The sequence below is a fragment of the Chelativorans intermedius genome, from assembly GCF_025398255.1.
Taxonomy (GTDB): Bacteria; Pseudomonadota; Alphaproteobacteria; order Rhizobiales; family Rhizobiaceae; genus Chelativorans; species Chelativorans intermedius.
The window spans coordinates 44,308-69,041 of sequence record NZ_JAODNW010000018.1; the positions used below are offsets into that span (position 1 = coordinate 44,308).

Genomic DNA, 24,734 nt, shown 5'->3' on the forward strand with positions numbered 1-24,734 from the left:
TGCAAACATTGGCGGCCGCGATGGGAGTGAATGCCCGCAATATCAATCTTGTTTCCCGCAGCCTTCTGGCGGGGACGGGGTACGGTATCGTGAATCCTGCAAAGGCAAATGGGTCCTGTCCTTCGGATCCTGCCACGCCCATGCTCGCCCAATCGCCGGCCCAGCCGGCAGGCCAGGGGAGCGGACAGGAGAATGCGGCCCTGGCCGGCACGCACAGCCGCAGGCTCGAACCGGTACCGCTTGGGGGCAGAGCAAAGCGGATTCTGGATCTGGTGGTGGCCGTTCCGGCGCTCATCGTCTCCGCCCCGCTGATGCTGGTTGTCGCCCTTTTGGTCAAGGTCACCGCCGGCGGACCCGTTCTGTTCGCTCATCGGCGCATGGGCTTCAACGGCCGGCCGTTCGATTGCTACAAGTTTCGCACGATGGTGGCGAATGCGGAGGATGTGCTGCGGGATCATCTGGCCAACAATCCGCAAGCCGAGCAAGAATGGCGTACAGACCGGAAGCTGCTGCACGATCCGCGCGTCACCTTTCTTGGCCGCATGCTGCGCAAGTCGAGCGTTGATGAGCTCCCGCAGCTCTTCAATATCTTGCGCGGGGAGATGAGCTGTGTCGGTCCGCGTCCCATCATGGCGGACGAGCTCCAGCAATATGGGGCCTTTTCCAGCGATTATCTGCGTGCGCGCCCGGGGCTGACAGGGCTGTGGCAGATCAGCGGCAGGAGCTCGACCGGCTATGCGCGCCGCGTGGTGCTTGATGCCCAATACGTCCGCAACTGGTCGCTGTGGGGCGATATCGCAATTCTGGCCTGGACGGTTGTCGCCGTCATGCGGTTTGAACAGGCTTCCTGACGGCGGGATGACGCCTTCATCTTGAGTTTGCGTGCCACAGCATGGTCAACACGAGCCCCAGCATGTAGCCGCCCTGCAGGGCAATCACCAGAAAGAGCGTCCACATCAGCCTGCGCTGGCCCGGCAGTTCCAGAAACCACATGGCGCCGAAACCTGCAATGACGGTCAGGAGTGTCGCCGCAATCAGCGCAGACACCCGATAGCGAAGCCCGATCAGCAGGCCCACCATGCCTACGGAAACAAGGCTCCACGCCACCGAAAGCTCCCTCTGCGCGTCCTGTCCTTGAGGAACAGCATTGGCGTCAGGAAAGCAGAGTCGTATGGATTTGTGAAGCGGACGAGATGCCGGCCTGCGGCCTTTTTGTCCATGCCGGCCGAAGATGTTCAGAAGTCGATGCCGGCGGCCTGCGCCGGACCGGTCGGCATTTCGATGCCGGAGGGGATGGGGATCTCCACCTTGATCGTATCTCCCGGCTTGATCGGGGTTGCTTCCTGCGCCGGTAGCGTATCGGGGCCGTTCTCGCCCGGACGGAGGATCGTGTAGCGCGCCTGGGATGCGTCGATGCCGGCAAGGCTTGCCGCCAGATGGGGTGCGGTGGCCTCGGAATCGCGCAGCAGGCGCATGGCGGTGTCGGTCCTTCGCGCGAGGGCGTCGAGCTGTGCCTGGGTCTCGCGCAGGGCAAACGCAACGTCGTTGGCGCGCTGGTTGCGCAGCTCCAGGATTGTGACGTCGGTCCGGCTGATTTCCTGCTGCGTGCGCAACAGGCCCGTTTCGGCAGACAGCCTTTCGCTCTGGATCTGCGCCAGCGTGCGTTCCAGCGACATCTCTCTGGGCGCCGGCGCCAGGCCCTTGGCGACAAGCGAGGACACGTTGCCGAGTTCCTTCCTGATCAACTCGATCTGCTTGTCGAGGAAGCCGAGCTGAGTGGTGAGGGAGGCAAGCTCTTGTTTGAGAAACCTGCGCAGGTCCTCCAGCGCCCGCACCTGGGTGCTGATGGCCTGCCGACGTGCATCGAAAATCAGCTCTTCCTGTTGCTTCACCCGGATGGCGAGGCTGCTGTCTGCCTGGCTGCTCAGCTCATCTGGAAAGGTGATCTCGTCTTGCCCGGCAAGCTCCGCCTCAAGCCTTGCCTTTCGGGCCAGGAGGCTGATCTTTTCCAGCGCAAGGGCGATGAGGTCACCGCGCCCCTGAATGATCTCGCGGCGGAAGCGGGCAAGGTCCTGTTCCCACACGCGCAGGCCGCCTGCGATGCTGAGCGCCTGCAGAACCGTCAGCCCGGGCCTGTATGGAAAAGCACCTGGCTCGGCAACGTCGCCCAGAATGTAGACCGGCCGGAAGTCCACCACTTCGACGGAGGCATCCGGCTGGCGCCCCAGTCCCATGTTGCGCATGAGGCTTTCTGCAATGGCCGCAGACACCTGCTCGGCCGTGCGCCCGGCAGCGTCCACTTCCCCTGCAAAGGGCAGGGCGAGCCTGCCTTCGGCGCCGACGGTGAAAACATCGTTGAGGGCGCTCCATTCGAAGATCACGTCGCGCGAGGCACGCCATTCGTAGACCTTGACACGAACCCGGTCCTGGGGGCCGAGCAGATATTCATCGGCATCGGCAGGCGATGGCAGGATCAGGCACAAGCAGGAAAGCATGACCCTCCGCAGGAACGGGCCCGGCCTTCCGGCCCCGATGGCACGGCGGCTTTCCGTCTGTCCGTCTCCCTCATTCGGATTGCAGGGGTGCTGGGGTCTGGGCATGGCGCGGTTCTACCTGTTCAGATGTTCATGATGTATTCGGGCTCGATGCGCCCCGTAAGGACATGGGCGAGCGCGCGAATATTGCCGCGCAGGCGACCACGCCGGTCGATGTGGGGCTCCGGCCGGATGCTGCCTAAAAGATTGGCGGCCACGTTGCGGCCGATCAGCCGCAGGGCGAAGCCGGCCGGGACACTGCCTTTGCGGATGAGATAGATGGGATTGGCAACCTGGGAATAGCCGAAGCGCTCGCCGCTGACCCTTCCGCTCTTGGTGCCGAGATGGACACCGCGAATGTTGCTGACGGCGACGACCGCGCCGCGTCGTCTGAGCCGGCTGGTGAAGTCCACGTCTTCCTGCCAGCCATAGAGGGCGAGCCGTTCGTCGAAACGCAGGTCGCCTACCAGCCGGGCCCGGATCGACATGTTGCATCCATAAGCGCCGAGATGATGGACGATTTCCGGCGGGGACTCCGGGTTTGGCGGGGGTTCGCCGAGGGCATCGAGGCCCTCTTGCCAGTCGAGGCCAGCGGTGGAGGCGCCGTCGCGGACGACATTCCCCATCACCACCGCCCAATCGGGATGTTCCGCAAAGGCCGCGCAGATGCGCGCCAGATAGTCGTCGGCCGGAATGAAGTCGTCGTCGAAGAAGGTAATGACATCGAAGCGGCCGAGCGTTCTCTCAAGTGCCCTGTTGCGCTGCGCACTCAGGCCTCGTGGTCCGAGAACGACGGACACGGGGAAGGCGGCTGCGAAGGGCTGGGCGGGCACATCGTCAGCATTCGATGCGGATATGACGGCCGCGTCGGGCAGCCGGTGCTGGCGGGCAAGATGGATCAGGAGCCGCGAGACCTGTTCCTGACGGCCCAGGGTTGGAATGACGACAACCAGCCTCATCGTTGACTCCCAGACGGCAATGTTTGCCCGCCCGCGTGTCGCGGCGGGCCGGATCAATGCTAGGCCGTCGCGGGCTTCGCGGCAGCTTGCGCATAAGGCTTGGTGGTGAGGTCGGAAGCGTTCGTTTGGCTTAGCCGTACCGGCTTTCGGAGCAGGAACAGGGCGGTCTGCCCCGGCTGCATCGTCCAAAGGCGGGCTTGCGAAGCAAATGTACCGGAAGGCAGGATCGGCCCCGGCTCGGGGAAGTGCTGCGGAACCGGGAAGCCGCGGGGTTCGAGATGCATCAGACGGTGAAGGCCGGGTTGGCCGCGACGCAACTGCCCGGTCGGGCAGACCCGGCCCCTTCGGTCGACCGCCAGGCACGCGTTGCCGTCGTTCACGACTGGTGTCCCGATTTTCGTGGTGGCGAGCGCGTGATTGCCCGGATATGCGCGCTGTTTCCCAATGCCGAGATCTTCACGCTGTTTGACTTCCTGCCGGCCGAGGTCAAGGAAGCCCATTTCAAGCATTTGGCCTTCCACACCTCCGCGGCCAACCGTCTGCCGTTGGTGCGCAGATACTACCGCTCCCTTTTCTTTCTCTGTCCGTTTCTGATCGAGCAGTTCGACGTCACGGGCCATGACCTGGTCATATCCTCCTCGGCCGCCTTTGCGCGTGGCGTTCTGACCCGGCCGGATCAACCGCATCTGTGCTATGTGCACAGCCCTGTTCGCTATGCGTGGGACGAGCAGTTTTCCTATCTGGAGCAGGCGGGGCTGGGTTTCGGGCCAAAGGGCTTCCTGTTTCGCTACCTGCTTCACCGGTTGAGGGTGTGGGATGCACGCACCGCGCACGGCCCCGATCTCATGCTTGCCAATTCCAGCTATGTGCGCGCCCGAATCCGGCGCATCTACGGCCGGGATGCGCGGGTGGTCTTTCCCCCGGTCGCCATCGGGGAGCTCGAATACCGGGAAGACAAGGAAGACTATTTCGTAACCGCGTCCTTTCTTGCGCCCTACAAGCGTACCGATCTGGTGATCGAGGCGTTCAATGCGATGCCCTCGCGGCGACTGGTGGTGGTGGGGGAGGGCCAGCAGTCACGGAGACTGCGCGCAATGGCCGGTCGCAACGTGACCTTCACCGGCTATCTCGACCGCGGCGAATATGTGAAGACGGTGGCCGGCGCCAGAGCCATGGTGTTCGCCGGGTGCGAGGACTTCGGGATCGCCCTTGCGGAGGCACAGGCCTGCGGCACGCCGCTCCTGGCCTTCGAGCGGGGAGGGGCGCGGGATATCGTGAGGCCGTTTTCGACTGTCGGACAGCCAACGGGGATTCTTTTTTCCCGTCAGACGGTGGAGGCGGTCGTGCAGGCCGTGAACCTGTTCGAGGCCAACCGGGAGGCGATCACGCCGCAGGCCTGTCGTGCCAATGCCGCGCGGTTCTCGCAGGATCGCTTCGACCGCGAGTTTCTGGCGGCCGTGGGAGCCGTGCAGGACCTCCATCTCATGCGGTGATTTGAGGTGCGATATCGCGACCTTCGCCGGCAGGAAGAGCGTCGAGCAGCGCCATGATGTGGAGATAGCGCCGGGCAGAGGCCAGCCAGCAGAAGGTTGCGGCTTGCCGTTTTCCCCGGGCGATCAACGTTTCGCGCAGGCCGGGTTCCAGGCGCAGCCTGTCGAAACAGGCAAGCCAGGCCTGCGGATCGTGTGGCGAGGCATAAAGGGCCGCATCGCCGCAGATCTCCGGCAGGCTCGCCCGCGGCGATGCAACCACCGGACAGCCTGTAGCCATCGCTTCGAGGGGTGGAAGGCCGAAGCCTTCCACAAGGGAGGGGAAGGCGAGGCAGAGACAGTCCTGCAGCAGCGCCGCCATCTCCTCGTCGCAAAGCCGGCCGAGGGGAAGGATGTTGCCGGCTTCCTGCGCGCCGGGCGGCCTGAACACCCGCGCATCGGTGGAGCCGACCAGGGCAACGCGCAGCCCGGCCTCCGCCAGGCGGTCTGCCATTGCGACAATGAGCTGCATGTTCTTGTGCGGGGCTTTGCTGCCGACCACGACAATCGTGTTGCGGCCAGAAGCAGCAAGCGTCGTGGCAGAATGGCGAGGTTGCCAGCGGGCCGCGTGTTCGTGCCCGTTGGGGATCACCGTGATCTTGTCTGCCGCGGCGATCCGCCAGCGGACAAGCTCCCCGGCAGAATAGCGCGAGACGGTGGCAAGCCGGGCGGCGCGTCCGCCGAGCGCTGGCAGCAGCGCGCGGTACACGAGACGGAAGGGAAGGGAGTAGCTCTGCGGATGGCTGAGGGTGTTGACGTCATGGATGCACAGGATCTGTTTCCCGATGGCGAGGGGGCCGGTGTTGCACAGGCTGAGAAGACCGCCACGAAGGCATAGCGGCAGAACCGTCTGTTCCCAGGCATGGCCGCTCAGGGGGCCGACCCTTCGCGTGCGAATGGCCACAAGGCGCGGCGCCTGCGCGTCGGGAGGAAGCACGAGCTCGAGATCGAGGTCGGTTGTCAGCCCACTGCCTGCAGCCACGAGTTCGTCGAGCTGGCGCACGATCTCGAAGGCGTATCGCTGCACGCCGGTGAGGGGCTGCGCCAGGAAGCGGCCATTGATCGCCCAGCATCGTCGCACCATCACCGCTCCTCAGGCTCAAGCGTGCATTCTAGCGTGGGGAGCAGCCAGGTTGTCCTGGCGATTGGGAGGAAGGCGCGATGCTTCTCTTCGACAAAAGGGCAAGCATTCGCCCGCTCGGAGAGCACGGCGGCATCAGGCTTCCCCTTTCGGGCAGTGGCGCCTGCAAAGACCGGCTTTCCTCGCTCCCGATGGCCCGTGAAACAGGCAAATGGCTGAGGTGCGAGGGGGAGATACGCCGAAGAGCGGAGGTCCCGCCCCCTGTCTCGATGATATGTTTGGGATCGTGGCGCGCGCCTGCGAACGTGCGCCGTTGCGGGAAGGGTCAAGACCGTGGACGGGCGGCAGGACGGCAACTCCGATATCGAACGGCTGGAACCAGCGCGACCGGCGGTCCGGCGCCAGGCAGCGGATGGACCGGCACGGCGCTTCTGGTCCGTCAATGGCGATTTCGTTGCGCTTGCTCCCAATGGTGTCGCCCGCTATGCGCGGGAGGTGACGCTGGCGCTCGATCGTCTGATTGCGCAGGACCATCCCCTTGCGCGCGGGCTGAAGGTTGAACTCGTCGCGCCGAGAGCTTCAGCATTGCCCCTGGAAGCGATTGCGGTCCGCATCGTGCCGGAATTTTCGCGGCCCAGATTGCCGCAATTCTGGGTTCAGGTACAGCTTCCGCGGCACGTGCAGGGCGGATTGCTGAGCTTCTGCAATCTCGCGCCGGTGCTCGTGAAGCGCCAGATCGTCTGTATCCACGATCTGCACACGCGCCTCATGCCCGAGAGCTACGGGTTCGGTTTTCGTCTGGCGCATCGCATCATTCTTCCGCTGCTTGGCAGGCGGGCGGCCCGGATAACCACGGTTTCGCAGTTGTCCCGGCAGCATCTGGCCGGCCATCGCATCGCCGCGGAAGACAGGATAACGGTCACCTATAATGGCAGCGACCATGTGGAGCGCTGGAATGCCTGGCATTCGAACCTGCAGGTTCCCGCGCGGCGCGGCTACGTGCTCTGCCTGGGTCAGACGCAAAGATACAAGAACGTGGAGATCCTTCTTCGTCTCTGCCCTCTGCTTCAGGCCATGGGGCTTGAGATGTGGATGGCGGGCGACGTCGACAGACAGGCGCTTTCCAGGCTCGTCGCGCCGTTGCCGGAGAACCTGCGCCTTCTCGGGCGCATCAGCGATCACGACCTCAAGAAGGCCCTGAGGGGCGCGCTTTGCTTCCTCTTCCCTTCGAGGATCGAAGGGTTTGGCCTGCCCGCGGTAGAGGCGATGCGGGCAGGATGTCCGGTGGTGGCCTCCACCGCGCCCTGCCTGCCGGAGGTCTGTGGTGAAGCAGCCCTTTATGCGGATCCCGACGATCTGGACGGCTGGGCAAGCGCGATCAGCGACATCGAAAGGAAACCGTCCCTGCGCGCACAGCTTTCCGAGGCGGGTCGGCGCAAGTCACGGGACTATTCCTGGCGCACCATCGCCGAAATCTATCTGAAACTCATGGCGGAAGTGGATGGCATATGAGCGGACCAAGACATGCCTGCACGCAGCACCCAGGCACGCAGGCGCCGCCCAAGTGCGACCGCAGGATCATGCGGGCCACCGGGCTGCGCGTGCGGAACCGGCCGGCGAGTGTGCGCGGAGCCGGCTGATGGCAAGCGTCGATATCGTCATCCCCTGTTACAACTACGGGCGCTTTCTTCCCCGCAGCGTGGAGAGTGTCCTTTCCCAGAACGTGCGGGATCTCAGGATCATCATCATCGACAATGCCTCGACGGACGACAGCGTGGAGGTGGCGCAGCGCCTGATGCGAATGGACAGCCGCATCGCCCTCGTGCGCCATGCGGTCAACCTCGGTCCCCATGCCTCGTTCAACGAAGGCATCGATCTGGCGGGCGCCGATTACTTCATGATCCTGTGCGCTGACGACCTCCTGGCGGACGGGGTGCTGAGCCGCGCCATCGACATCCTGGAGGTTTGTCCACAGGCTGCCTTCCTGCTGGGCGCGGAAGGGCGCCCGATCATTGGGGATCAGGAGCCGGGCAAGCAGCGCCATCCCTCCGGCTGGCGGCTCACCAGCGGCCATCGCTTCATCGAGAGATGCTGCCGGACCTATGCGCAGGATCTGGCTGCCTACGCAATCCTCGCGCGCACCCGCGTGCAGAAGGAGGTGGGGCATTATCGGGCCTCGCTCACCCATCTCGACGATGTGGAGCTGGCGTTGCGCCTGGCATGTGAGGGTGCGGTGGTGGAGATCGAGTCGCCGCTCGTCATCAAGCGCCTTCATGCGGACAACCTGTCGGAGGGCATGTGGCAGGACAGGAAATTCGATCTGCAGGAAAGGGAAAGGGCGTTCGAGAGTTTCTTTGCACGGGAGGGCGCCTCCCTTCCGGGCAGTGCACGGCTGCACGCCCTGTCGAAGCGCCGTATTGGCGAGGCTGCATACTGGTCCGCCGCCTCGCACTTCGTGCGCGGCCATGCCGGCCAGGGCAGGGCGCTTCTGCACTATGCCTTCGCGCTCAATCCGCTGTCGATGCTCATCCCCCCGATCGGACATCTGTACCGGACAAAGGGAGCCTTCAGGCGTGTATCGTCGGTGGTGGCCAGCCGTCTGGGGGGAGGTGCATGAGCGCCGGACTGGGCATTGTCTATCTGACGGATGGCAATCGCGACGACCTGACCTATGCCAGTATTGCCGCGCTGGCGATGCATCATGAGCGCAGCCTGGATATCCACGTCGTGCAGGCCGGTTTCCGCGCCCTGCCCCCCTCCAGCCTTCTGCGGTGGGTGCAAGGGATGGGGCATCGCCTTGCCACGCACTATCTGCCGGCCGGCCGGCAGCACGGCCGGCCGGGATGGGGGCACATAACGGCGACCGCCTTTGCCAAGGTGGAAGCGATCGAAGCGGTCGCCGGGGCCTACGACCATGTGTGCTATCTCGACAACGACATGCTGACGATGCGGCCAGTCGACCTGCGCAGGGCCGCGCCGCGCCACCTTCCCCTCGCCGCCGTGCCGGACCTTTCGGTTTCCACCGGGCTGGACAATCCGGCCTTTTTTCGCAATTGCGAGACACATGGCCTGCCAAGGCGCTACTTCAATTCGGGCTTCCTGTCGATCGATGTGTCGCGCTGGCGGGACCGCTCCATGGCCGCGCGCTATCATGCGGCGGTGGAGAACCACAAGGCGTTCTGCCCCTATTGGGACGGTCCCTGCCAGGATCTCGATCAGTGCGCGCTCAACCTGGCCGCCGGAGGAGATTGGGAGACGCTTCCCATCGGGTTCAACGTGCAGAAATCCGCGTTCCAGACTTGCCACTGGCAGCGCGCGTTGATCCGCCACTATACGGGCCCTGAGAAGTTTCTTCCCGTAAAGCCGCACCGCGCCGATGGTCTGGAACATTCGCTGCTTCGCCGCATAGCGACGGTGGTCCCCGAACTTTCCGTGGAGATGCCTCCGCGGATTTTCATCCTGGCATATCTTGCCAACGGGTTTCGCCGGCGCCGTGCGCGACAGCGCATCTCGCACCTCATCAGCCAGCATCTGCAGGTCTGATCGGGCCGGTTGCGTGTCCTCACCCCCGCTGTGCGGCCTGGCGCAGGACCGGAATCATTCCCCGGATTTCGGCAAGCAGGGGATGGCCTGTGGCCCACAAGGCTGCGATCCAGCCTGTCGCGGCCAGCAAAACCGCGGCAGCGGCCTGGCCTGACGACATGGCAAGGTCGAACCGCGCAGCCGCCGCGACGGCAATCGGTCCGAGCGCGGTGGAGCCTGTCACGACGGCGCTTCTTGCTGTCGCTGCGGCAATATCTTTCCACTCCATCCCGATTCGTCTTCTGACGACTTGCAGCGAAACGAGGGCATTGAGGGGGACCGCGACCATGAAACCCCAAGCCACCGCCTCCAGGCCGAGCAGGCTTGCCGCGGCGAGAATTGCCGCTGTCAGGGGAAAGACGATGATGGCGCGCAGGAACACGGCTCTTACGGCTCCCATCGACACAAGCACCGGATAGTTCAGCTCGAAGCTGAAGGTGAACATCATGGCGATCGCGATGATCCGCACCAGTGGGACAACGTCATGCCACTGCTGGCCGAGCAGCAGGTTGACAAGCGGATGGGCAAGAAGCGCCAGCACGGCCAGGGCCGGCCACTGGAGCGCCGTGATGAGCGCCAACGCCTTCAGATAGGGGTCCTTCAGGGCGCGCCCCTGTCTTGTCTCTGTCGCAAAGGCCGGCAGGACGACGGCAGCCGCTCCCCCCAGGATCACCTTGTCGGGAATCGTGCACAGCATGGTGGCCCTTTGCAGCAATGCCGATGCCTCGGGCGAAACCAGCCGTCCGAGGAAGAGATAGGGCGTGGCCTCGCTGATCCTGTAGAGAACGACGGTCGCTCCGTTGTAGCCGCCGAAGGAGACCATTTCCCTCCAGTAGTGCAGCGACGGCTTGAACATCCAGAAATAGGGGCAGATGAACACGGCCACCGCACAGGTGACGACGGCTGCGGCCAGCCAGGCCCAGGCGAAGCTCATGAAGCTGAAACCAAGAAGCGCCAGGCCCACCGTGGCTGCCGAAACGGCAATGGCGCTCGACGCGTTGATGGTGGCGACCTTTCTGAACGCCATGTCCCGTCGCAACAGCGTGACGACCAGCGAGGGAAGGGTTTCGATGAAAAGTGCCAGGGAAATCACCCGCAGGTATGGGATCAACCGGTCCTCATTGCTCATGTGGGCAATCAGCGGCGCCGCTGCGGCAATGGTCAGCGCCACGGCCGCGTTGAGCGCCGCCATGACGGTGAAGGCGCTTCGCACCATCTCGCAGGAGAGTTCCGTGCGCTGGATGAGATAGCTGCCGCTGGTGAACTCCCGCGCCGACATGGCGATGCCGACGACCGCCGCGGCGATCACCGATATGCCGATTTCGCCGGGCGTCAGAATCCGGGAGACCGCGGCGACCGTTGCAAAACCGATGAGCAACGCGAAATAGCGGTCTGCGGTGCTGAACAGGAGTGCCCGTTTGACGGCGACCATGCTGCTTTTCCCGCCTCCCTTTTGCCGCCGCTGCAGCGCTCGGGCGATTAGTTCAGCCGGGCCATGACTTGTCATGAAGGCAATAAGGGTAGGCGCATACCACTATGGGATGGCCGCCGCCGCCGCCCTCTTTACGGTGCTTTGTGATTGCAGGCCGGGTCGTGGCAAGGGGGGGCGGGCCGTCGAATGTGGTAGGGCGCGTGCGGCCTCTCGCCGAATGTGCAGATTGCGGCTGTGCGCACGCGGGCTAGGATTCTGCCAGCAAAGGGAGAGGCGCATGAAACGGTGCTGTCACGCGGTGCTTGCCTCGGTCTTGCTGCTCGTTGCGGGAGCTTCGTCGGGCAGGGCCTGCGTGCCGGCAGATCCGGCGGCAGCGCCCGCTTTCCCGCTGCATGTTCCGCAGGGCAAACGCCATCTCGAAGACGCGGCGGGCAGGCCGTTCTTCATGAATGGGGACACACCCTGGTCACTCATCGCGGAGCTGAGCCGCGAGGATGCGGCGTTTTATCTGCGCGACCGCAAGGCACGCGGCTTCAACACCATCCTGGTGAATCTGATCGAGCACAAGTTCGCGACCAAAGCGCCCGCCAATATCTATGGCGAACGCCCGTTTCTTGCCCATGGCGATTTCGGCTCGGTCAACGAGCATTATTTCGCACATGCCGACTGGGTGCTGGGCAAGGCATGCGAACTGGGGTTTCTCGTCCTGCTGGCTCCCGCATATCTGGGCTTTGGCGGGGGAGGCGACGGCTGGTATGCCGACATGCAGCAAAGCGGCGAGGAGAAGCTTCGCGCCTATGGCCGCTTTGTCGGCGCGCGCTACAAGGGGTTCGACAACATCGTGTGGGTGCATGGGGGCGATCACAACCCCGAGGACAAGGATCTGGTCAGGGCGATTGCCGCCGGCATCCGAGAGGTCGACCCCGGCGCGCTCCATACGGCCCACGGTGCACCGGAGACCGCCGCGATGGACTACTGGGCGGGCGAGCCCTGGCTGTCGATCAACAACGTCTACACCTATGGCCCCGTGCACAGCCATGCGCGCCGGCAATACTCGCGCAGCGACGCCCTGCCGTTCTTCCTGATGGAGAGCGCCTATGAATTCGAGCACGATGCAGACGCCAGACGGATCAGGACGCAGGCCTACAGCGCGGTCTTGAGCGGGGCGTTCGGACATCTCTATGGCAACAATCCCATATGGCATTTCAGCGGCCCCGGCCTCTTTCCGCCGCCCATGGGATGGAAGGAGGCGCTCGACAGTCCCGGCGCGCGGTCGATGAGCGTTCTTGCCGGCATCTTCCGGTCCATTGCGTGGTGGCAGCTCGTGCCCGATATGCGAGGTGGATTCCTCGGGAGCCCCGAGGGCGGGGAGACGCCGCCGCTCGCCGCCATTGCAGCCGACGGCTCCTTCGCGCTTGCCTATCTTCCCGATGGCGGTGCGGTCACGCTCGACCTTGCGCGGCTTTCGGGAGAGATGTTTTCCGCGCGGTGGCGCGACCCGGGCGATGGCTCTGCGCTGCCCGTCGCCGGCGCTCCGCTTTCCTCCGCGCCGCGCCGCCTCAAGCCGCCGGAGAGAAACAGCGTCGGCGATGGCGATTGGATCCTTGAGGTGTTCCGGGTCGGCGAGAAGGGAGATGTGCGGTGAGGGCAAGGGGCCGGGTCTTGCGCGCTTCCGCTGCCGCTCGCCAGGGGATGGCCGGCGGACCGCGTGCGAAAACCCGTGCGGCACCGTCTCCGGCAGTCCACAGGGTGGGACGCATTGCCCTGTTCGGCCTCTTTGGAAGCGGCAATCTGGGCAATGACGGTTCGCTCAAGGCCATGGTCGAGTTTCTCGCCGAGCGATGCCCCAGTGCGCAGCTCGTCTGCATCTGCCGGGAGACGGAGGCCGTCGGAAGAGCGTTCGGCATCGCCGCCGTCGAGCTTCGGCGCAAACCGTCTGTCGGTGTTGCGCGCCTGATCGACCGGGCGTTGCTGAAGGTTCCCGGCAAGCTTTGCGATTTCATGCGCGCGGTGCGCGTGATCCGACGGGCCGACGTGATGATCGTGCCCGGCACAGGCATCCTCGATGATTTCGGCGAGAAGCCGCTGGGAATGCCCTTCGACATTCTGAAATGGTGTCTGGCGGCAAGGCTGGCCGGAACACGGATTGCCTTTGTCAGCGTCGGGGCGGGCCCCATTCGCAACCGATGGAGCCGATGGCTCATGGTGGCCGCTGCCGGCATGGCCGATTATCGTTCCTTTCGCGACCGGGCATCGGTCGAGTTCATGCAGCGCATCGGTGCGCACAAGCCGGGCGACCGCCTCTATCCGGATCTCGCCTTTCGCCTCGCAGTCCCGCAAGGTCGCGCCCCGCCGCGTGAGGGCGCTCCGGTTGTCGGTGTGGGCGTCATGGCCTATCGCGGCTGGTACGGATATCGGAAGACGGGTGAGGACGTGTTCGCCCGTTACATCGACAAGATGACGCGGTTTGTGAGCGCGCTCATGCAGCGTGGTCACATGGTGCGCCTCCTGATAGGCGATGAAGAGGATCTGATCGCCGTCGAGGCGCTGCAGGCTGCGGTCTCGGCCCTGCCCATGGCGGCAAGGACTGACCGGATGACCGTCGAGATGGCGCACTCTCTCGACGAGGTCATGGTCCAGATCGGAAAGGTCGACATCGTGGTTGCCACCCGCTTCCACAATGTCGTTTGTGCGCTGAAGCTCGCAAGGCCCACCATATCGATCGGATATGCCAGCAAGAACGATCTGCTGATGGCGCAGATGGGGCTGGCCGACTATTGTCAGCACATTGACGATTTCGATCCCGACAGGCTTGTCACGCAGGTCTGCCGCCTGCACACCGACAGGGAGCGCATCGCCCGGGTCATCGCCGCCAGGACAGCGGAGTATGCGGCAAGTCTGAAGCGGCAGGAGGCGCATCTGCTTGCCACGCTTCTGTCGTCCGATGCGGGTGGCCCTGGCTCGTGACAGGCCGCCGTGGACCTGCTTCGCCGCTTTCGACCTTTTTTCCGGGTGCAGGAACGGCGCGCGCTCTCTTGTTCAGAAAGCGGGCTTCAAATGTGCGGAAGGACAGTTCCGCCGCGGCGATCGTGGCCGTGTAGGACAGGGCAAAGAGGGCGAGCCTGCCCGTGACGGGATGCGCCGAAAGGTCGACGAACAGGCCAAGCAGGTATGCGGCGGCGGCGATGCCGAGGACGTGGAAGATATAGGCGCCGTAGGAGATCTCCCCCACTCTCTGCAGAAGGCGGTGCCTGAGCAGCCAGGAGACCCAGGGATCGTTGGTTGCAGCAAGCGCAACAAGGCCTGCTGCCGGTGCGGCGACGGCCGAATAGACGAACACTTCGCGATACTGACCCCACAACACGCCGGAGACGATATTGCGCAGCGTGTCGAGGCCGTGCGCGCCGGCCAGGCGGTTCAACACGAAATAGGACACGCAATAGAGGAGGAGCGCAGCGAAGCCCCAAACGGCAAGCGGCCGCGAGAGCCGCGTCAGGGTTGCGTTGTAGGCTGCAAAGGCCAGCAGCCCCCCTGCCGCGAAAGCGTCGATGTGCAGGAAGGGCCCCGAGTAGATTCGGAACGCGCTGGTTTCGCTGTCGAGGCCAAGTCCGGCAAACCACCAGGAGGCGGACAGGCGCGCCGCAGGCGCAACAAGGAGGGCGGCGAAGAGCAGATAGACGACGGCGCGCCGTGGCGCCAGAATGAGCGCGGTCCCATAGACAAGATAGAACTGCATCTCGACCGATATGGTCCACAGATGGCTCACCGGCCAGTCGGCAAGCAGCCCACGGCCTTCTCCCATGGCGATGTTGTGAAAGAAGCCGAGAAGCGCGGCGAGATCGTATCGTGCGAACGTGGCGGCCGAGCCCACGGAAACGAGAACCCCTGCAAGCACATAGGCATAATACACCGGCACGATGCGCATGATGCGGCGGCGGAAGAAGCTGGCCAGGCGCCTGGCCGGCGGTTGGTCGGAGGATCGGCCGACCACCGTGCATGTGACCACATAGCCGGAGATCACGAAGAACAGCCACACTCCCGTCCAGCCAAGAGGAAGCAGGCCGCAGTGCTGGGCAACGACAGCGCTCATCGCGAAACAGCGAAGGGAGTCGATTTGCCCCACCCGGTTTCCGGCGCCCGGATTGCCGGTGCCTGAAGCAGAAGCGGATCCCATGGGCCCGTGCCTTTCAGGTCGTCTGAAGAGGGGCCTGGATAATCCCGCAGGCCCCTGGCGGCTTGTGCTCGAAGCATACACCGCGGTGGATGCGGCGGAACGGCCCTGCCCATCAGCATTCCGTCTGTACGCTCCCCCGCCCGGCGGGCCTTACAGGGTCGGCATTGCACAAAAGGCGTAGCGCTGCCGCCGGGCATCGTCCCTTGTCGAGGCCGCCTCACCGATGGATGCACTTGCGGTCGGCACCCGGCCGGCAGAGCATTTCAAGGGTGCGCGCCGGGCTCGACATGCCGGCAGCGACCGGTATCTCCGCCGGCTTCGGTCCGAAGCGTTGGCGAATGGCGGATGGGGGCAGCGAAACGCATGCAGATACTGCCGATGGGTCTCCTGGTCTGTGCGGGCATCCTGCTTCTCGCCTGGCTGCACCGGAGCGTGCTGATCGTCGGCCTTGTGGCGTCTCTCGCATTCGGCGCCACGGCGCTGGTGACGCTCACGTCACTCGGCGGTTCGTCCCCTCTCATCTATACGGCGTTTTCTGCCCTGCTGATTGCTGCGGTGGCGCTGCGCAGGGGATTTCTGAAGGACCTTGGAGGGGTGTTCGCCACTGTCCGCCCCATATGGGTCCTGTGTTTTCTCATGGTCTATTCGGCGGTGGGTGCGCTTCTCCTGCCGCGCTTCTTCGCGGGGCAGACCGTGGTGTTCGTCCAGTCAAGGACGCGGTCGGGCGTGATCGAGGCATCGCTTGCTCCGGTTGGTTCCAACATCACGCAAACCGGCTATTTCGTGCTTGGCGGGCTGACCGCCATGGCGCTTTGCGTGCTGCTTCTGGAGCGCGGTCGCATGCGGCAGGTGGGGAGCGCCTTCCTGATCCTCGGATTTCTCCATGCGGGAATGGGGTCGCTCGACCTGCTGGGAAAGATTGCCGGTGCGGGGGATGTGCTCGCCCCCATTCGCACCGCCAGCTACGCGATGCTCACGGAGGCGGTTGCAGGCGGCTTTCATCGCATTGCCGGTGCGTTTTCCGAGGCTTCGGCCTTCGGCAGCTTTTCGCTTGCCTGTCTTGCCTTCTCCTATACCTACTGGCGGCGCAGCCGGTCGCAGGCGGCGAAGTGGCTGGCTGCCGTCCTTCTCGCGCTGACGGTTCTGTCGACCTCCTCTACCGCCTATGTGGGACTTGCCATCCTGTGCATTCCGGTTGCCTGGGGTATCTCGAAATCCTTTTTCCTCGGCCGTGCAACGGGTGAGGATCTGACCATCGTGTCGCTCATGGCGCTTGCCGGCGTGGCTGTCATGGCGGTCACACTCTACAATGCAGGCTTCTTCGAGCCCTTTGTCCGTCTCCTCGATGCGATGGTTCTCAACAAGGCGCGTTCCGCCTCGGGGCAGGAGCGGGCCTACTGGAACATCAAGAGCCTGCAGGCCTTTCTCGATACGGCCGGCTTGGGAGTGGGCTTCGGCAGTTCGCGGGCGTCGAGCTGGCCGATTGCGGTGGTCTCGCAGCTCGGCCTGCTCGGCTCCCTGATGATGGGCGTGCTCCTCGCCTATATCCTGCGCGGGCTGGGCGGTTTGCAGGGCTGGCTTTCCCCCGAAACGGAGACGATCGTGGCAAGCGTGCGCAACTTTGCGCTTGCCGCGGCGGTGTCGGCGTCTCTTGCCGGCGGCTCGGCCGATCCGGGACCTGCGTTCTTCATCGCACTGGCTGTGGTCGCTTCTGCCCGGCTGCAGGCACGTTCTCGCAGGCAGGCGTGGGCAGGCGCAGCGCCAATCGACAGCCGAAAGTGGAAGAAAGTGCGGTTCTCCGCGACGGCATAGGCCTTTTGGCCAGCTCTCGCGGCCCAGCCTCCGGGGCTATGCTTGAAATCGAGCGCGTCGCGGGAGGCAACAGCGCAGCGATGGGAGGCTGTGGGCGATGTCTTTTTCCTTTCGGTTGCAGCACCGGGAACAGGTCGGGGAAACCGGCATGCTCCACATGCGGCGCCTTGGACAGCTGACCAGCGAGATTCGCAACGAGATCCAGAACGAGCTGGACGGGCTTGAACACAGGTTTGAGAATCTGGCCACCTGCGCCGCCTTCGCACAGCAGGCCATCGAGAACGAGGGGGCGCGCGAGGAGCTTACCGAACGGGTGCGCGTGCTGACCGCGGCGATGATGCAGCATGCGCAGCAGATGGCCGAACTCGGGCAGCAGCGTGCGTTCGTCGCGAGGCTGGAAGACGACATCGCCGTCTTTACCAATTGCGGCAGTCTGCCGCCTGACAGGAAGGTCTGATCCAAGGTCTTGCCGGTGTTCGATCCTTCGGGCGGGCTGCGTCAGATTACCCGTCCCTCGCTGTCTGCGAGCTTGAGAAGTTCAGGGCGCATGCGCGGCAGCGCCGAGATGCGCTATGAAACCGCCTATCCGCATCCCGGCTGGGCCGAGCAGGCGCTGCAGGACTGGTGGAAGGCCCTTCTTGCCGCGGGCCGGAGGGCCGTGGAGCAGGCCGGATGCCGTGACCGTGACGTCGCCGCCATGTCGGTCGCCGCCACCGTCTCAACCATGGTGGCATGCCGGGCCGATGGCACGCTTCTCTATCCCGCCTCTTTGGCCTCGACGCGGTCGGCCATCATGCCCTTTGAGAGCCGGGCCGCCTTAAGCCAGGCATCCGCCTGCTTGCGATCAGGCTTTGAAAGCCAGACCCGGGAGAGTGAGGCCGGATCACCTCCGCGCGCGCTTTGTTACCCAGGCCAGCGCCGTCCGGCCGAAGGTTCGAGCCTAGGCCATCCGAGACCTGCCTTTCAGACAATCAAGCGCGCGGCGAACTAATTCCGATACCCTTTTGCCGGCCATCTGAAACATGCGGGATGTCGAGCATTTCCTGTTCGCGGCGCAAGGGTGTGCTATATGCTGAAGCCATGACGGCTTTACGGCAGATTGCCCGGCCTTTCCTTGTTGCGCCCGCCCTGGTGCGCGCGGTGCGGGCGTTGTTTCTGGTTCTGGCGGGCCTGGCCGGTCTTGCGGCGCCGTTGTCTTCGCAGGAAGGGGGCAGGGCGCTGCTTCTACGGCTGGAAGGCGCGGTGAGCCCGGCGACGGCCGACTATGTGCAACGCGGACTTCGCGAGGCTGCCCGGCGCGGGGCCGCCCTTGTGATCCTGCAGATGGACACGCCCGGCGGGCTTGATTCGTCGATGCGCGACATCATTCGCGCCATTCTGGCCTCGCCGGTGCCGGTGGCGGGCTTCGTGGCGCCATCGGGGGCGCGCGCGGCAAGCGCCGGCACCTACATCCTTTATGCTGCGCATGTGGCGGCCATGGCGCCGGGCACCAATCTCGGGGCTGCGACCCCGATTGCCATCGGCGGGGGTGGCTTTCCCTTCGGCGGCGCGCAGGAGGACGAGCCGGCGGAGGAGGAAGGCGAAGCCCCGGCTGGCCCGCGCAATGCCGCGGAAGCCAAGGCGATCAACGATGCCGTTGCCTATATCCGCGGCCTTGCGGAGCTGCGCGGCCGCAACGCGGCGTGGGCCGAGAAGGCGGTGCGCGAGGCGGCGAGCCTCACCTCCTTGGCGGCAAGCGAGGAAGGCGTGATCGACTTTGTGGCTCCCGATGTCGAGGCCCTGCTTGCCAAGGCCGACGGGCGCACGGTGCGCCTTGGCGAGACGGAAACGAGGCTCAGCACGGCGGGGCTCGCCGTCGAGGCGATGGAGCCCGACTGGCGCACGCGGCTGCTTTCGGTCGTCACCGACCCCAATGTGGCGCTCATTCTCCTGATGATCGGGATTTACGGGCTCATCTTCGAGTTCCTCAACCCCGGTGCGCTGGTGCCGGGCACCATCGGCGCCGTCTGCCTTCTCACCGGTCTCTATGCGCTGGCGGTGCTGCCGGTCAGCTATGCCGGGGCGGGACTGATGCTTTTGGGTGCGGCGCTGATCGTGGCGGAGGCCTTTGCGCCTTCCTTCGGCATTCTTGGCCTCGGCGGCACGCTTGCGCTGGTGCTTGGCGCCACGATCCTCTTTGATCCCCAGGTGCCGGGATTCGAGCTTTCCTGGCAGGTGGTGGGTGCAGTGGCGTTGGCGAGCCTGGGGTTGACGCTTGTCATCATGCGCCTTGCCTGGAGCTCGCACAGCCGTGCCGTCGTGACCGGCAGGCGGGGCCTGATCGGCGCCGGCGGCGTGGTGCAGAGCTGGCAGGGGAATGCAGGCTATGTGCTCGTTCAGGGCGAACGGTGGAAGGCTGTTTCGGCTGCACCTCTCGAAGCGGGGCAGGCAGTGCGCGTCACCGGCCTCAAGGGGCTTACCCTCGAGGTTTCCGGTGACGCAACACGCAGCATGACGGGAGAAGAAACATGAATCTGTTCGACGGTCTTACCTTCTATGCCGTCCTGATCGTCATCCTGATCGCCTTTCTAAGCTCGGCGATCAAGATCCTGAGAGAGTATGAGCGCGGCGTGGTCTTTACCCTCGGCCGGTTCACGTCGGTCAAGGGGCCGGGGCTGATCCTGCTCATCCCTTTCATCCAGCAGATGGTGCGCACCGACCTGCGCACCCTTGTGCTCGACGTGCCGAGCCAGGACGTGATCTCGCGCGACAATGTTTCGGTGCGTGTCAATGCGGTGCTCTACTTCCGCGTCGTCGACCCCGAAAGGGCGACGATCCAGGTCGAGGACTTCATGGCGGCCACCAGCCAGCTTGCCCAGACGACGTTGCGATCCGTGCTCGGCAAGCACGATCTCGACGAGATGCTGGCCGAGCGCGACAAGCTCAACAACGACATTCAGGAAATTCTCGACGTGCAGACGGAAGCCTGGGGCATCAAGGTGGCCAATGTCGAGATCAAGCATGTCGATATCAACGAATCCATGATCCGGGCCATTGCCCGACAGGCGGAGGCCGAGCGCGAGCGGCGCGCCAAGATCATCAATGCGGAGGGCGAGCAGCAGGCCGCCCAGAAGCTCCTTGAGGCTGCCGAGATCCTGGCCGGGAGACCGGAGGCAATGCAGCTTCGCTATCTGGGCACGCTGAGCGTGGTGGCCAGCGAGCGCAGTTCCACCATCGTCTTTCCCTTCCCCATGGAGCTTGCCAGCCTGGTGCCGGGCATGACGAAGGACAAGACGAAGGAATAGAAGGGCCCGCCGCCCGGCGCGGCCCGAGGGAGGGGTGACTGCCCATGCATGTGATGGTGATCGGAGCGGCCGGAATGGTGGGCCGCAAGCTGGTCGAGCGGCTGGCTGTGCAAGAGGGCGCGCTTGGTGCGACGCTCAGCCGCCTGTCGCTCGTCGACGTGGCGGAGCCGCCGGTGCCTGCGGCACTGGCCGCCATCGCATCGTCTCGGACCCTCGATCTTTCGGCGCCCGGCGCCGCCGGGACGCTTGCCGCCGCCCGCCCCGATTTCATCTTCCATCTGGCCGCGGTCGTCTCGGGCGAGGCGGAGGCCGATTTCGAGAAGGGCTACCGCGTCAATCTCGACGGCACGCGCGCGCTGTTCGAAGCCATTCGCCTGGAGGCGCTGAACGCGCCCTATCGGCCGCGTCTGATCTTTGCCTCCTCCATCGCCGTTTTCGGCGCGCCATTCCCAGCGAGGATCGACGACACCTTCTTTGCCACGCCCCTGACGAGCTACGGCACCCAGAAGGCGATCTCGGAGCTTCTTCTGGCCGATTATTCGAGACGCGGTTTTTTCGACGGGATCGGGCTCAGGCTGCCCACGATCTGCATTCGCCCCGGCAAGCCGAACAAGGCGGCGTCGGGCTTCTTCTCCAACATCCTGCGCGAGCCGCTGGCGGGAAAGGAGGCGGTGCTGCCCGTGGAGGAGGACGTGCGCCACTGGTTTGCCAGCCCGCGGGCCGCGGTGGGGTTCTTTCTGCATGCGGCGAGGCTCGACCTTGCGCAGGTGGGCGTGCGGCGCAACCTCACCATGCCGGGCCTTTCGGCGCGGGTTGGCGAACAGATCGAGGCGCTGAGGCGCGTGGCGGGGGACAAGGCGGTCCGCCTGATCCGCCGCGAACCGGACCCTGCAATCCGCGAGATCGTCGCCGGCTGGCCGGCCGACTTCGATGCCAGCCGCGCCAGGGCGCTGGGCTTCAGGGCGGAGGCGAGCTTCGACGAGATCATCCGTGTTCACATCGAAGACGAACTCGGTGGCAGGCTTTAAAGGCTCCAGAATTTTGCAGCCGAAAGGAATCATTTGGCATCGCAAAAATGCTTCAAAAACAAATAGATGAATCGGTCTAAGGCGCGAGCGCAAGGCTCCTGGCGCGCTCGTAACGCGCTCTTCGCTCGCTGAGCAGGGCTGCGAGCGTGTCCTCGGGGTGAACCTCCAGCTCCGGTTCCGGCTCGCCAGCGAGGATGCCCATCGGATCGCCGCCATGGTACGCGGTCATGGCAAGCCGTGCTGCGCCGATGGCGGCGGCATGTTGCCGGTTCCCGGGCAGGCTGAGGGGCACGCCGAACAGTGTGGAGATCAGGCGAGGCCAGAGGGCGGAGCGCGCCCCGCCACCCACCAATTGCAGGCGCTTGCAGGCAATGCCGTGGGCACGCTGCGTCTCGACGATCTCGGCAAAGTGGAAGGCCACGCCCTCGAAGAGGGACCAGGCAAGGTCCTGCCGTGTGGTGGAAAGCGACAAGGCGCTCGCCAGGCCGCGCAGGCCGGCATTGCGGTGGGGGGTGCGCACGCCGTCGAGATAGGGCGCGATGGCCGGCGCGGCGGCGATGCGTGCCCGTCCCTCCCGCGTGACAAGCAGGCTGGTTGCCTCGCCATCCAGGGTGGCGGGATCGGTTCCCAGGAGGTTTGCCAGCCAGTTGAGTGCGCTTGTGGCGCTCATGACCACGCCCTGGGAAGAGAATTGGCCGGGTGCTGCGTGCGGCGGCGTCTGCACCCCCTTGCCGGGAATGGGAAGGAAGCCCGCCGTGGCCACGCACAGAACGCCGGACGTGCCGATGGTGAGCGCTCCCCGCCCGGGCTCGGCAGCACCCACGCCCAGCATGCAGGCAAGGTTGTCGCCAGCCCCGCCGGCCACCACCACGGGCTGTTTGATGCCCCAGCGTTGACGCAACGGGCTGCGCAGCGTGCCGGCGGCCTCCCAGGCGTTGACGAGCGGCGGCAGCTTCTCCATCGCGAAGCCTGCTGCTGCAACCAGATCCGGCGCGAAGGCCATCTTCCGGTTGTCGAACAGCAAGGTGCCGCTGGCATCGCTCGGCTCGCTTGCGCGCTCTCCGGTGAGCTTCAGGCGCACATAGTCCTTGGGCAGAAGCAGGCAGTCGGCATCCTCGATGACCTTCGGCTCGTGACGCTTGAGCCACATCAGCTTGGGGGCGCCGAAACCCGGATCGGGATCGATGCATCCGCGAAGGGCAAGGTCGGGCACGGCCCTGCCGAGCGCATCGGCCTCCTCAAGGGCCCGTCCGTCATTCCACAGAAGGGCGGGCCGCAAAGGCAGGTTCTGCCGGTCGATGAGAACGGTGCCCAGCATCTGCCCCGAAAGACCGATGGCCTTCAATGCGGCCAGAAGGTGCGGATGGCGGGCGGCCAGTTCGTCGAAGGCGTCGCAGAACGCCTCCCACCAGGCATCGGGGTGTTGCTCGCTCCATCCATCCCGCGGCCGGCTGACGGCAAGCGGACGCGTCGCTGCGGCCAGGATCTGTTGGTTCTCGTCGACCAGGACAGCCTTGAGGCCCGATGTGCCGATGTCGACGCCCGCGAACATGGCTGCTATGCCGCGGCGGCGTCGCGCGCCAGAACGGCCGCCGCCGTCTGCTCGTCGGTGACGAGACGGCGGAAGGCGCCGGTGCGCAACGCGGCACAAATGATGGGCACCTTGCCGGGACCGCCCGCCGCCAGGATCGTGCCCTTGAGATTTGCCACATCGAGAACGCCGATACCGATGGCGCGCTCGTTGATCTCGTGGTCCACGAGCCTGCCTTCGGCATCCAGGAACTGGCCCTGGATGTCGCCTACTGCTCCTGCGGCAACGAGCTCGGCCACATCCACATCGGAGGGGACGGCATGGCGGATGAGCAGAGAATCGGTGGACATGTCGCCCGCACCGATCACGCAGGCATCCACCGAGCGGATGCGCTCGAAGACATCGTCGAAGAATTCGGTGTCGAGAATGGCGTCGCGGGTGGCCCTTGAGGGGGCGTAGATGGGGGCCGTGAAGTAGGTGCGCTGGGCTTCGCACTGGGTGGCGAAAGCCTTGACGATATCAAAGGAATTGACGTCCGATCCTTGCGCGATGCCGCCCAGAAGCGACACGAATTCGAGGTCCGGCCTCAGGGTGGGGCGCAGAAAGCGGGAGGCGTGGTAGATGGTCATTCCCCAGGTCAGGCCGAAGCGCTTGATCGAGGAATCGGCGATGAGCGGGGAGATTTCCATGGCGAGCGCCGCGCCCACCGTGGTCTGCACCTTTCGCGGATCCTGGGGGCTCGGCACGATGCGCACGCGCTCCAGACCGAAGCGCCTGCGCATCTCGGCTTCGAGCTCGACAGAGCGCAGGAAGGGGGACTCGATGGTGATGCGCACGATTCCCTCCCGGCGGGCATCGCGCAGCGCCTGATTGATCCTCAGCCGGTTGGTGGCAAGCCGGTCGGCCACCTCCTGCTGGTTGATCCCTTCCACATAGTAGTGCCAGGCCACCCTGGCCAGAAAATGCGCTTCCTCGTCGATCCGCTCATCTGGCGACAGCGCCGTCTCGGTCATCCGCGGGCCTCCAGCAAAAGTTCCGCGACCTCGCAGAAGCCGGCCGCGCTTTCGGCGTTGGTAATCCAGTGCGGCGGGCTTTCCAAGCGGTAGGCGCGAATGTTGGCCACGCCAATGCCGTTCTCGAAGAAGGCAAACATCGGCTGGTCGTTGGGACTGTCGCCGACGAAGACGGCGGCGGCGTTCACGGCCGGGTCGGCGATGTCTGCGCCGAAATTTTCCAGCAGGCAGAGGCGCGCCATGGACAGCTTGTCGTAATCGCCGAACCAGCCATTGACATGGATCGAGGAAACCTTCGCCGTCGCGCCTTCCTCGGCGAACAGCGCCACGATGCGCTCCACCGCCGCAGGATCGAGGGGCGGCACGTCCTCCCGGTAGTCGATGGCAAGATCGGCGATGCGATAGTCCTGGTCGGAGGCCACGCCGGCACCCGGCACCTCCCTGAGGATGCGCGCGCGCAGGCGCTCCAGCCGCTGCCGGTCGGCCAGCCTTTCCTCGGCCGTCTTGGCATAGCCGCTTCGCATCTTGCGCCGTTCCCGGTCATAGGCGAACCAGAAGGCGCCGTTCTCTCCCACCACGGCATCGACAGGCCACATGCGGGCGATGTGGTCGCACCAGCCGGCCGGTCGGCCGGTGACGGGAACAACCTTCAGCCCGGCGGCCGAGAGCGCCTCCATCGCCGCAAGGCTCGTCGAGGGCAGCCTGCCATCGTGCGTCAGCGTGTCGTCGATGTCGGTCAGCACGAAACCTATCGCTGCACGCCTTTCGGGCGGAA

At 65.1% G+C, this 24,734-nt stretch carries 22 protein-coding genes; 13 read left to right on the forward strand and 9 right to left on the reverse strand.

What is annotated here, in order from left to right; translation table 11 throughout:
* The first annotated feature begins 8 nt into the window (after window positions 1-8).
* The gene (locus tag NYR58_RS13490) at window positions 9-851 is read left to right on the forward strand and encodes a sugar transferase (protein WP_315903338.1); all 843 of its coding nucleotides are present in this window, start codon (window positions 9-11) and stop codon (window positions 849-851) included.
* Window positions 852-867: 16 nt separating this feature from the next.
* On the opposite strand, the gene NYR58_RS13495 is transcribed toward NYR58_RS13490, so the two are convergent.
* From NYR58_RS13495 to NYR58_RS13505, 3 genes are all read right to left on the reverse strand, one after another.
* Window positions 868-1,107: a hypothetical protein gene (locus NYR58_RS13495; protein WP_261521396.1), complete on the reverse strand. Its 240-nt coding sequence runs from the start codon at window positions 1,105-1,107 to the stop codon at window positions 868-870.
* A 128-nt stretch (window positions 1,108-1,235) separates the two neighbouring features.
* A complete protein-coding gene (locus NYR58_RS13500; RefSeq protein ID WP_261521397.1) occupies window positions 1,236-2,495 on the reverse strand; it encodes a polysaccharide biosynthesis/export family protein in 1,260 nt (419 codons plus the stop codon).
* A 122-nt stretch (window positions 2,496-2,617) separates the two neighbouring features.
* Window positions 2,618-3,493, reverse strand: a complete 876-nt coding sequence (locus NYR58_RS13505) for a glycosyltransferase family 2 protein (protein WP_261521398.1) — start codon at window positions 3,491-3,493, stop codon at window positions 2,618-2,620.
* Window positions 3,494-3,771: 278 nt separating this feature from the next.
* On the opposite strand from NYR58_RS13505, the gene NYR58_RS13510 reads away from it, so the two are divergent.
* Window positions 3,772-4,986 carry a glycosyltransferase gene (locus tag NYR58_RS13510; protein WP_261521399.1) on the forward strand — a complete coding sequence of 405 codons (1,215 nt, stop codon included), beginning with the start codon at window positions 3,772-3,774 and terminating at the stop codon, window positions 4,984-4,986.
* On the opposite strand, the gene NYR58_RS13515 is transcribed toward NYR58_RS13510, so the two are convergent.
* Window positions 4,976-6,103, reverse strand: coding sequence for a glycosyltransferase family 4 protein (locus NYR58_RS13515; protein ID WP_261521498.1), 1,128 nt, complete (start codon window positions 6,101-6,103; stop codon window positions 4,976-4,978). The two genes, NYR58_RS13510 and NYR58_RS13515, sit on opposite strands and share 11 nt — an antisense overlap.
* A 333-nt stretch (window positions 6,104-6,436) precedes the next feature.
* On the opposite strand from NYR58_RS13515, the gene NYR58_RS13520 reads away from it, so the two are divergent.
* The 3 genes from NYR58_RS13520 to NYR58_RS13530 all read left to right on the forward strand — a co-directional run bounded on the left by NYR58_RS13520 (window position 6,437) and on the right by NYR58_RS13530 (window position 9,646).
* Window positions 6,437-7,615 (forward strand): glycosyltransferase family 4 protein, encoded by a 1,179-nt coding sequence (locus NYR58_RS13520; protein WP_261521400.1) that lies wholly within the window; start codon window positions 6,437-6,439, stop codon window positions 7,613-7,615.
* Window positions 7,616-7,742: 127 nt separating this feature from the next.
* Window positions 7,743-8,720: a glycosyltransferase family 2 protein gene (locus tag NYR58_RS13525; RefSeq protein ID WP_261521401.1), complete on the forward strand. Its 978-nt coding sequence runs from the start codon at window positions 7,743-7,745 to the stop codon at window positions 8,718-8,720.
* Window positions 8,717-9,646, forward strand: coding sequence for a glycosyltransferase family 8 protein (locus NYR58_RS13530; RefSeq protein WP_261521403.1), 930 nt, complete (start codon window positions 8,717-8,719; stop codon window positions 9,644-9,646). The genes NYR58_RS13525 and NYR58_RS13530 overlap by 4 nt, the downstream gene beginning before the upstream one ends.
* 19 nt (window positions 9,647-9,665) lie before the next feature.
* Here the strand turns inward: NYR58_RS13530 and NYR58_RS13535 are convergent, their stop codons facing one another.
* The gene (locus NYR58_RS13535) at window positions 9,666-11,117 is read right to left on the reverse strand and encodes an oligosaccharide flippase family protein (RefSeq protein WP_261521405.1); all 1,452 of its coding nucleotides are present in this window, start codon (window positions 11,115-11,117) and stop codon (window positions 9,666-9,668) included.
* 277 nt (window positions 11,118-11,394) lie between these two features.
* On the opposite strand from NYR58_RS13535, the gene NYR58_RS13540 reads away from it, so the two are divergent.
* Together NYR58_RS13540 and NYR58_RS13545 are read left to right on the forward strand one after the other, a co-directional pair.
* A complete protein-coding gene (locus NYR58_RS13540) occupies window positions 11,395-12,762 on the forward strand; it encodes a glycoside hydrolase family 140 protein (protein WP_261521406.1) in 1,368 nt (455 codons plus the stop codon).
* Between the two features lie 104 nt (window positions 12,763-12,866).
* Window positions 12,867-14,084, forward strand: coding sequence for a polysaccharide pyruvyl transferase family protein (locus NYR58_RS13545; RefSeq protein ID WP_261521407.1), 1,218 nt, complete (start codon window positions 12,867-12,869; stop codon window positions 14,082-14,084).
* Here NYR58_RS13545 and NYR58_RS13550 read toward each other — a convergent pair.
* Window positions 13,981-15,291, reverse strand: a complete 1,311-nt coding sequence (locus NYR58_RS13550; RefSeq protein ID WP_261521408.1) for an acyltransferase family protein — start codon at window positions 15,289-15,291, stop codon at window positions 13,981-13,983. The genes NYR58_RS13545 and NYR58_RS13550 overlap by 104 nt on opposite strands.
* Window positions 15,292-15,654: 363 nt before the next feature.
* Between NYR58_RS13550 and NYR58_RS13555 the strand changes: the two genes are divergently transcribed.
* The 6 genes from NYR58_RS13555 to denD all read left to right on the forward strand — a co-directional run bounded on the left by NYR58_RS13555 (window position 15,655) and on the right by denD (window position 21,415).
* Window positions 15,655-17,103 (forward strand): O-antigen ligase family protein, encoded by a 1,449-nt coding sequence (locus NYR58_RS13555; RefSeq protein ID WP_261521410.1) that lies wholly within the window; start codon window positions 15,655-15,657, stop codon window positions 17,101-17,103.
* 148 nt (window positions 17,104-17,251) lie between these two features.
* Entirely contained in the window at window positions 17,252-17,560 is a 309-nt protein-coding gene (locus NYR58_RS13560; protein WP_261521411.1) for a hypothetical protein, read from the forward strand.
* A 90-nt stretch (window positions 17,561-17,650) separates the two neighbouring features.
* Window positions 17,651-18,094, forward strand: coding sequence for an FGGY family carbohydrate kinase (locus NYR58_RS13565; protein ID WP_261521416.1), 444 nt, complete (start codon window positions 17,651-17,653; stop codon window positions 18,092-18,094).
* A gap of 89 nt (window positions 18,095-18,183) precedes the next feature.
* Complete coding sequence (locus tag NYR58_RS13570) at window positions 18,184-19,614, forward strand: NfeD family protein (RefSeq protein WP_261521419.1); 1,431 nt, start codon at window positions 18,184-18,186, stop codon at window positions 19,612-19,614.
* A complete protein-coding gene (locus NYR58_RS13575) occupies window positions 19,611-20,387 on the forward strand; it encodes a slipin family protein (protein WP_261521421.1) in 777 nt (258 codons plus the stop codon). Before NYR58_RS13570 ends, NYR58_RS13575 begins: the two co-directional genes overlap by 4 nt.
* A gap of 44 nt (window positions 20,388-20,431) precedes the next feature.
* Window positions 20,432-21,415, forward strand: a complete 984-nt coding sequence (gene denD, locus NYR58_RS13580; RefSeq protein ID WP_261521422.1) for a D-erythronate dehydrogenase — start codon at window positions 20,432-20,434, stop codon at window positions 21,413-21,415.
* A 76-nt stretch (window positions 21,416-21,491) separates the two neighbouring features.
* Here the strand turns inward: denD and xylB are convergent, their stop codons facing one another.
* From xylB to NYR58_RS13595, 3 genes are read right to left on the reverse strand one after another with little or no spacing between them, the layout of a single operon-like run.
* Window positions 21,492-22,967 (reverse strand): xylulokinase, encoded by a 1,476-nt coding sequence (gene xylB, locus NYR58_RS13585; RefSeq protein WP_261521423.1) that lies wholly within the window; start codon window positions 22,965-22,967, stop codon window positions 21,492-21,494.
* A gap of 5 nt (window positions 22,968-22,972) precedes the next feature.
* Window positions 22,973-23,959, reverse strand: coding sequence for a sugar-binding transcriptional regulator (locus NYR58_RS13590; protein ID WP_261521424.1), 987 nt, complete (start codon window positions 23,957-23,959; stop codon window positions 22,973-22,975).
* Window positions 23,956-24,702: an HAD-IIB family hydrolase gene (locus NYR58_RS13595; RefSeq protein ID WP_315903339.1), complete on the reverse strand. Its 747-nt coding sequence runs from the start codon at window positions 24,700-24,702 to the stop codon at window positions 23,956-23,958. The genes NYR58_RS13590 and NYR58_RS13595 overlap by 4 nt, the downstream gene beginning before the upstream one ends.
* Window positions 24,703-24,734: the final 32 nt, after the last annotated feature.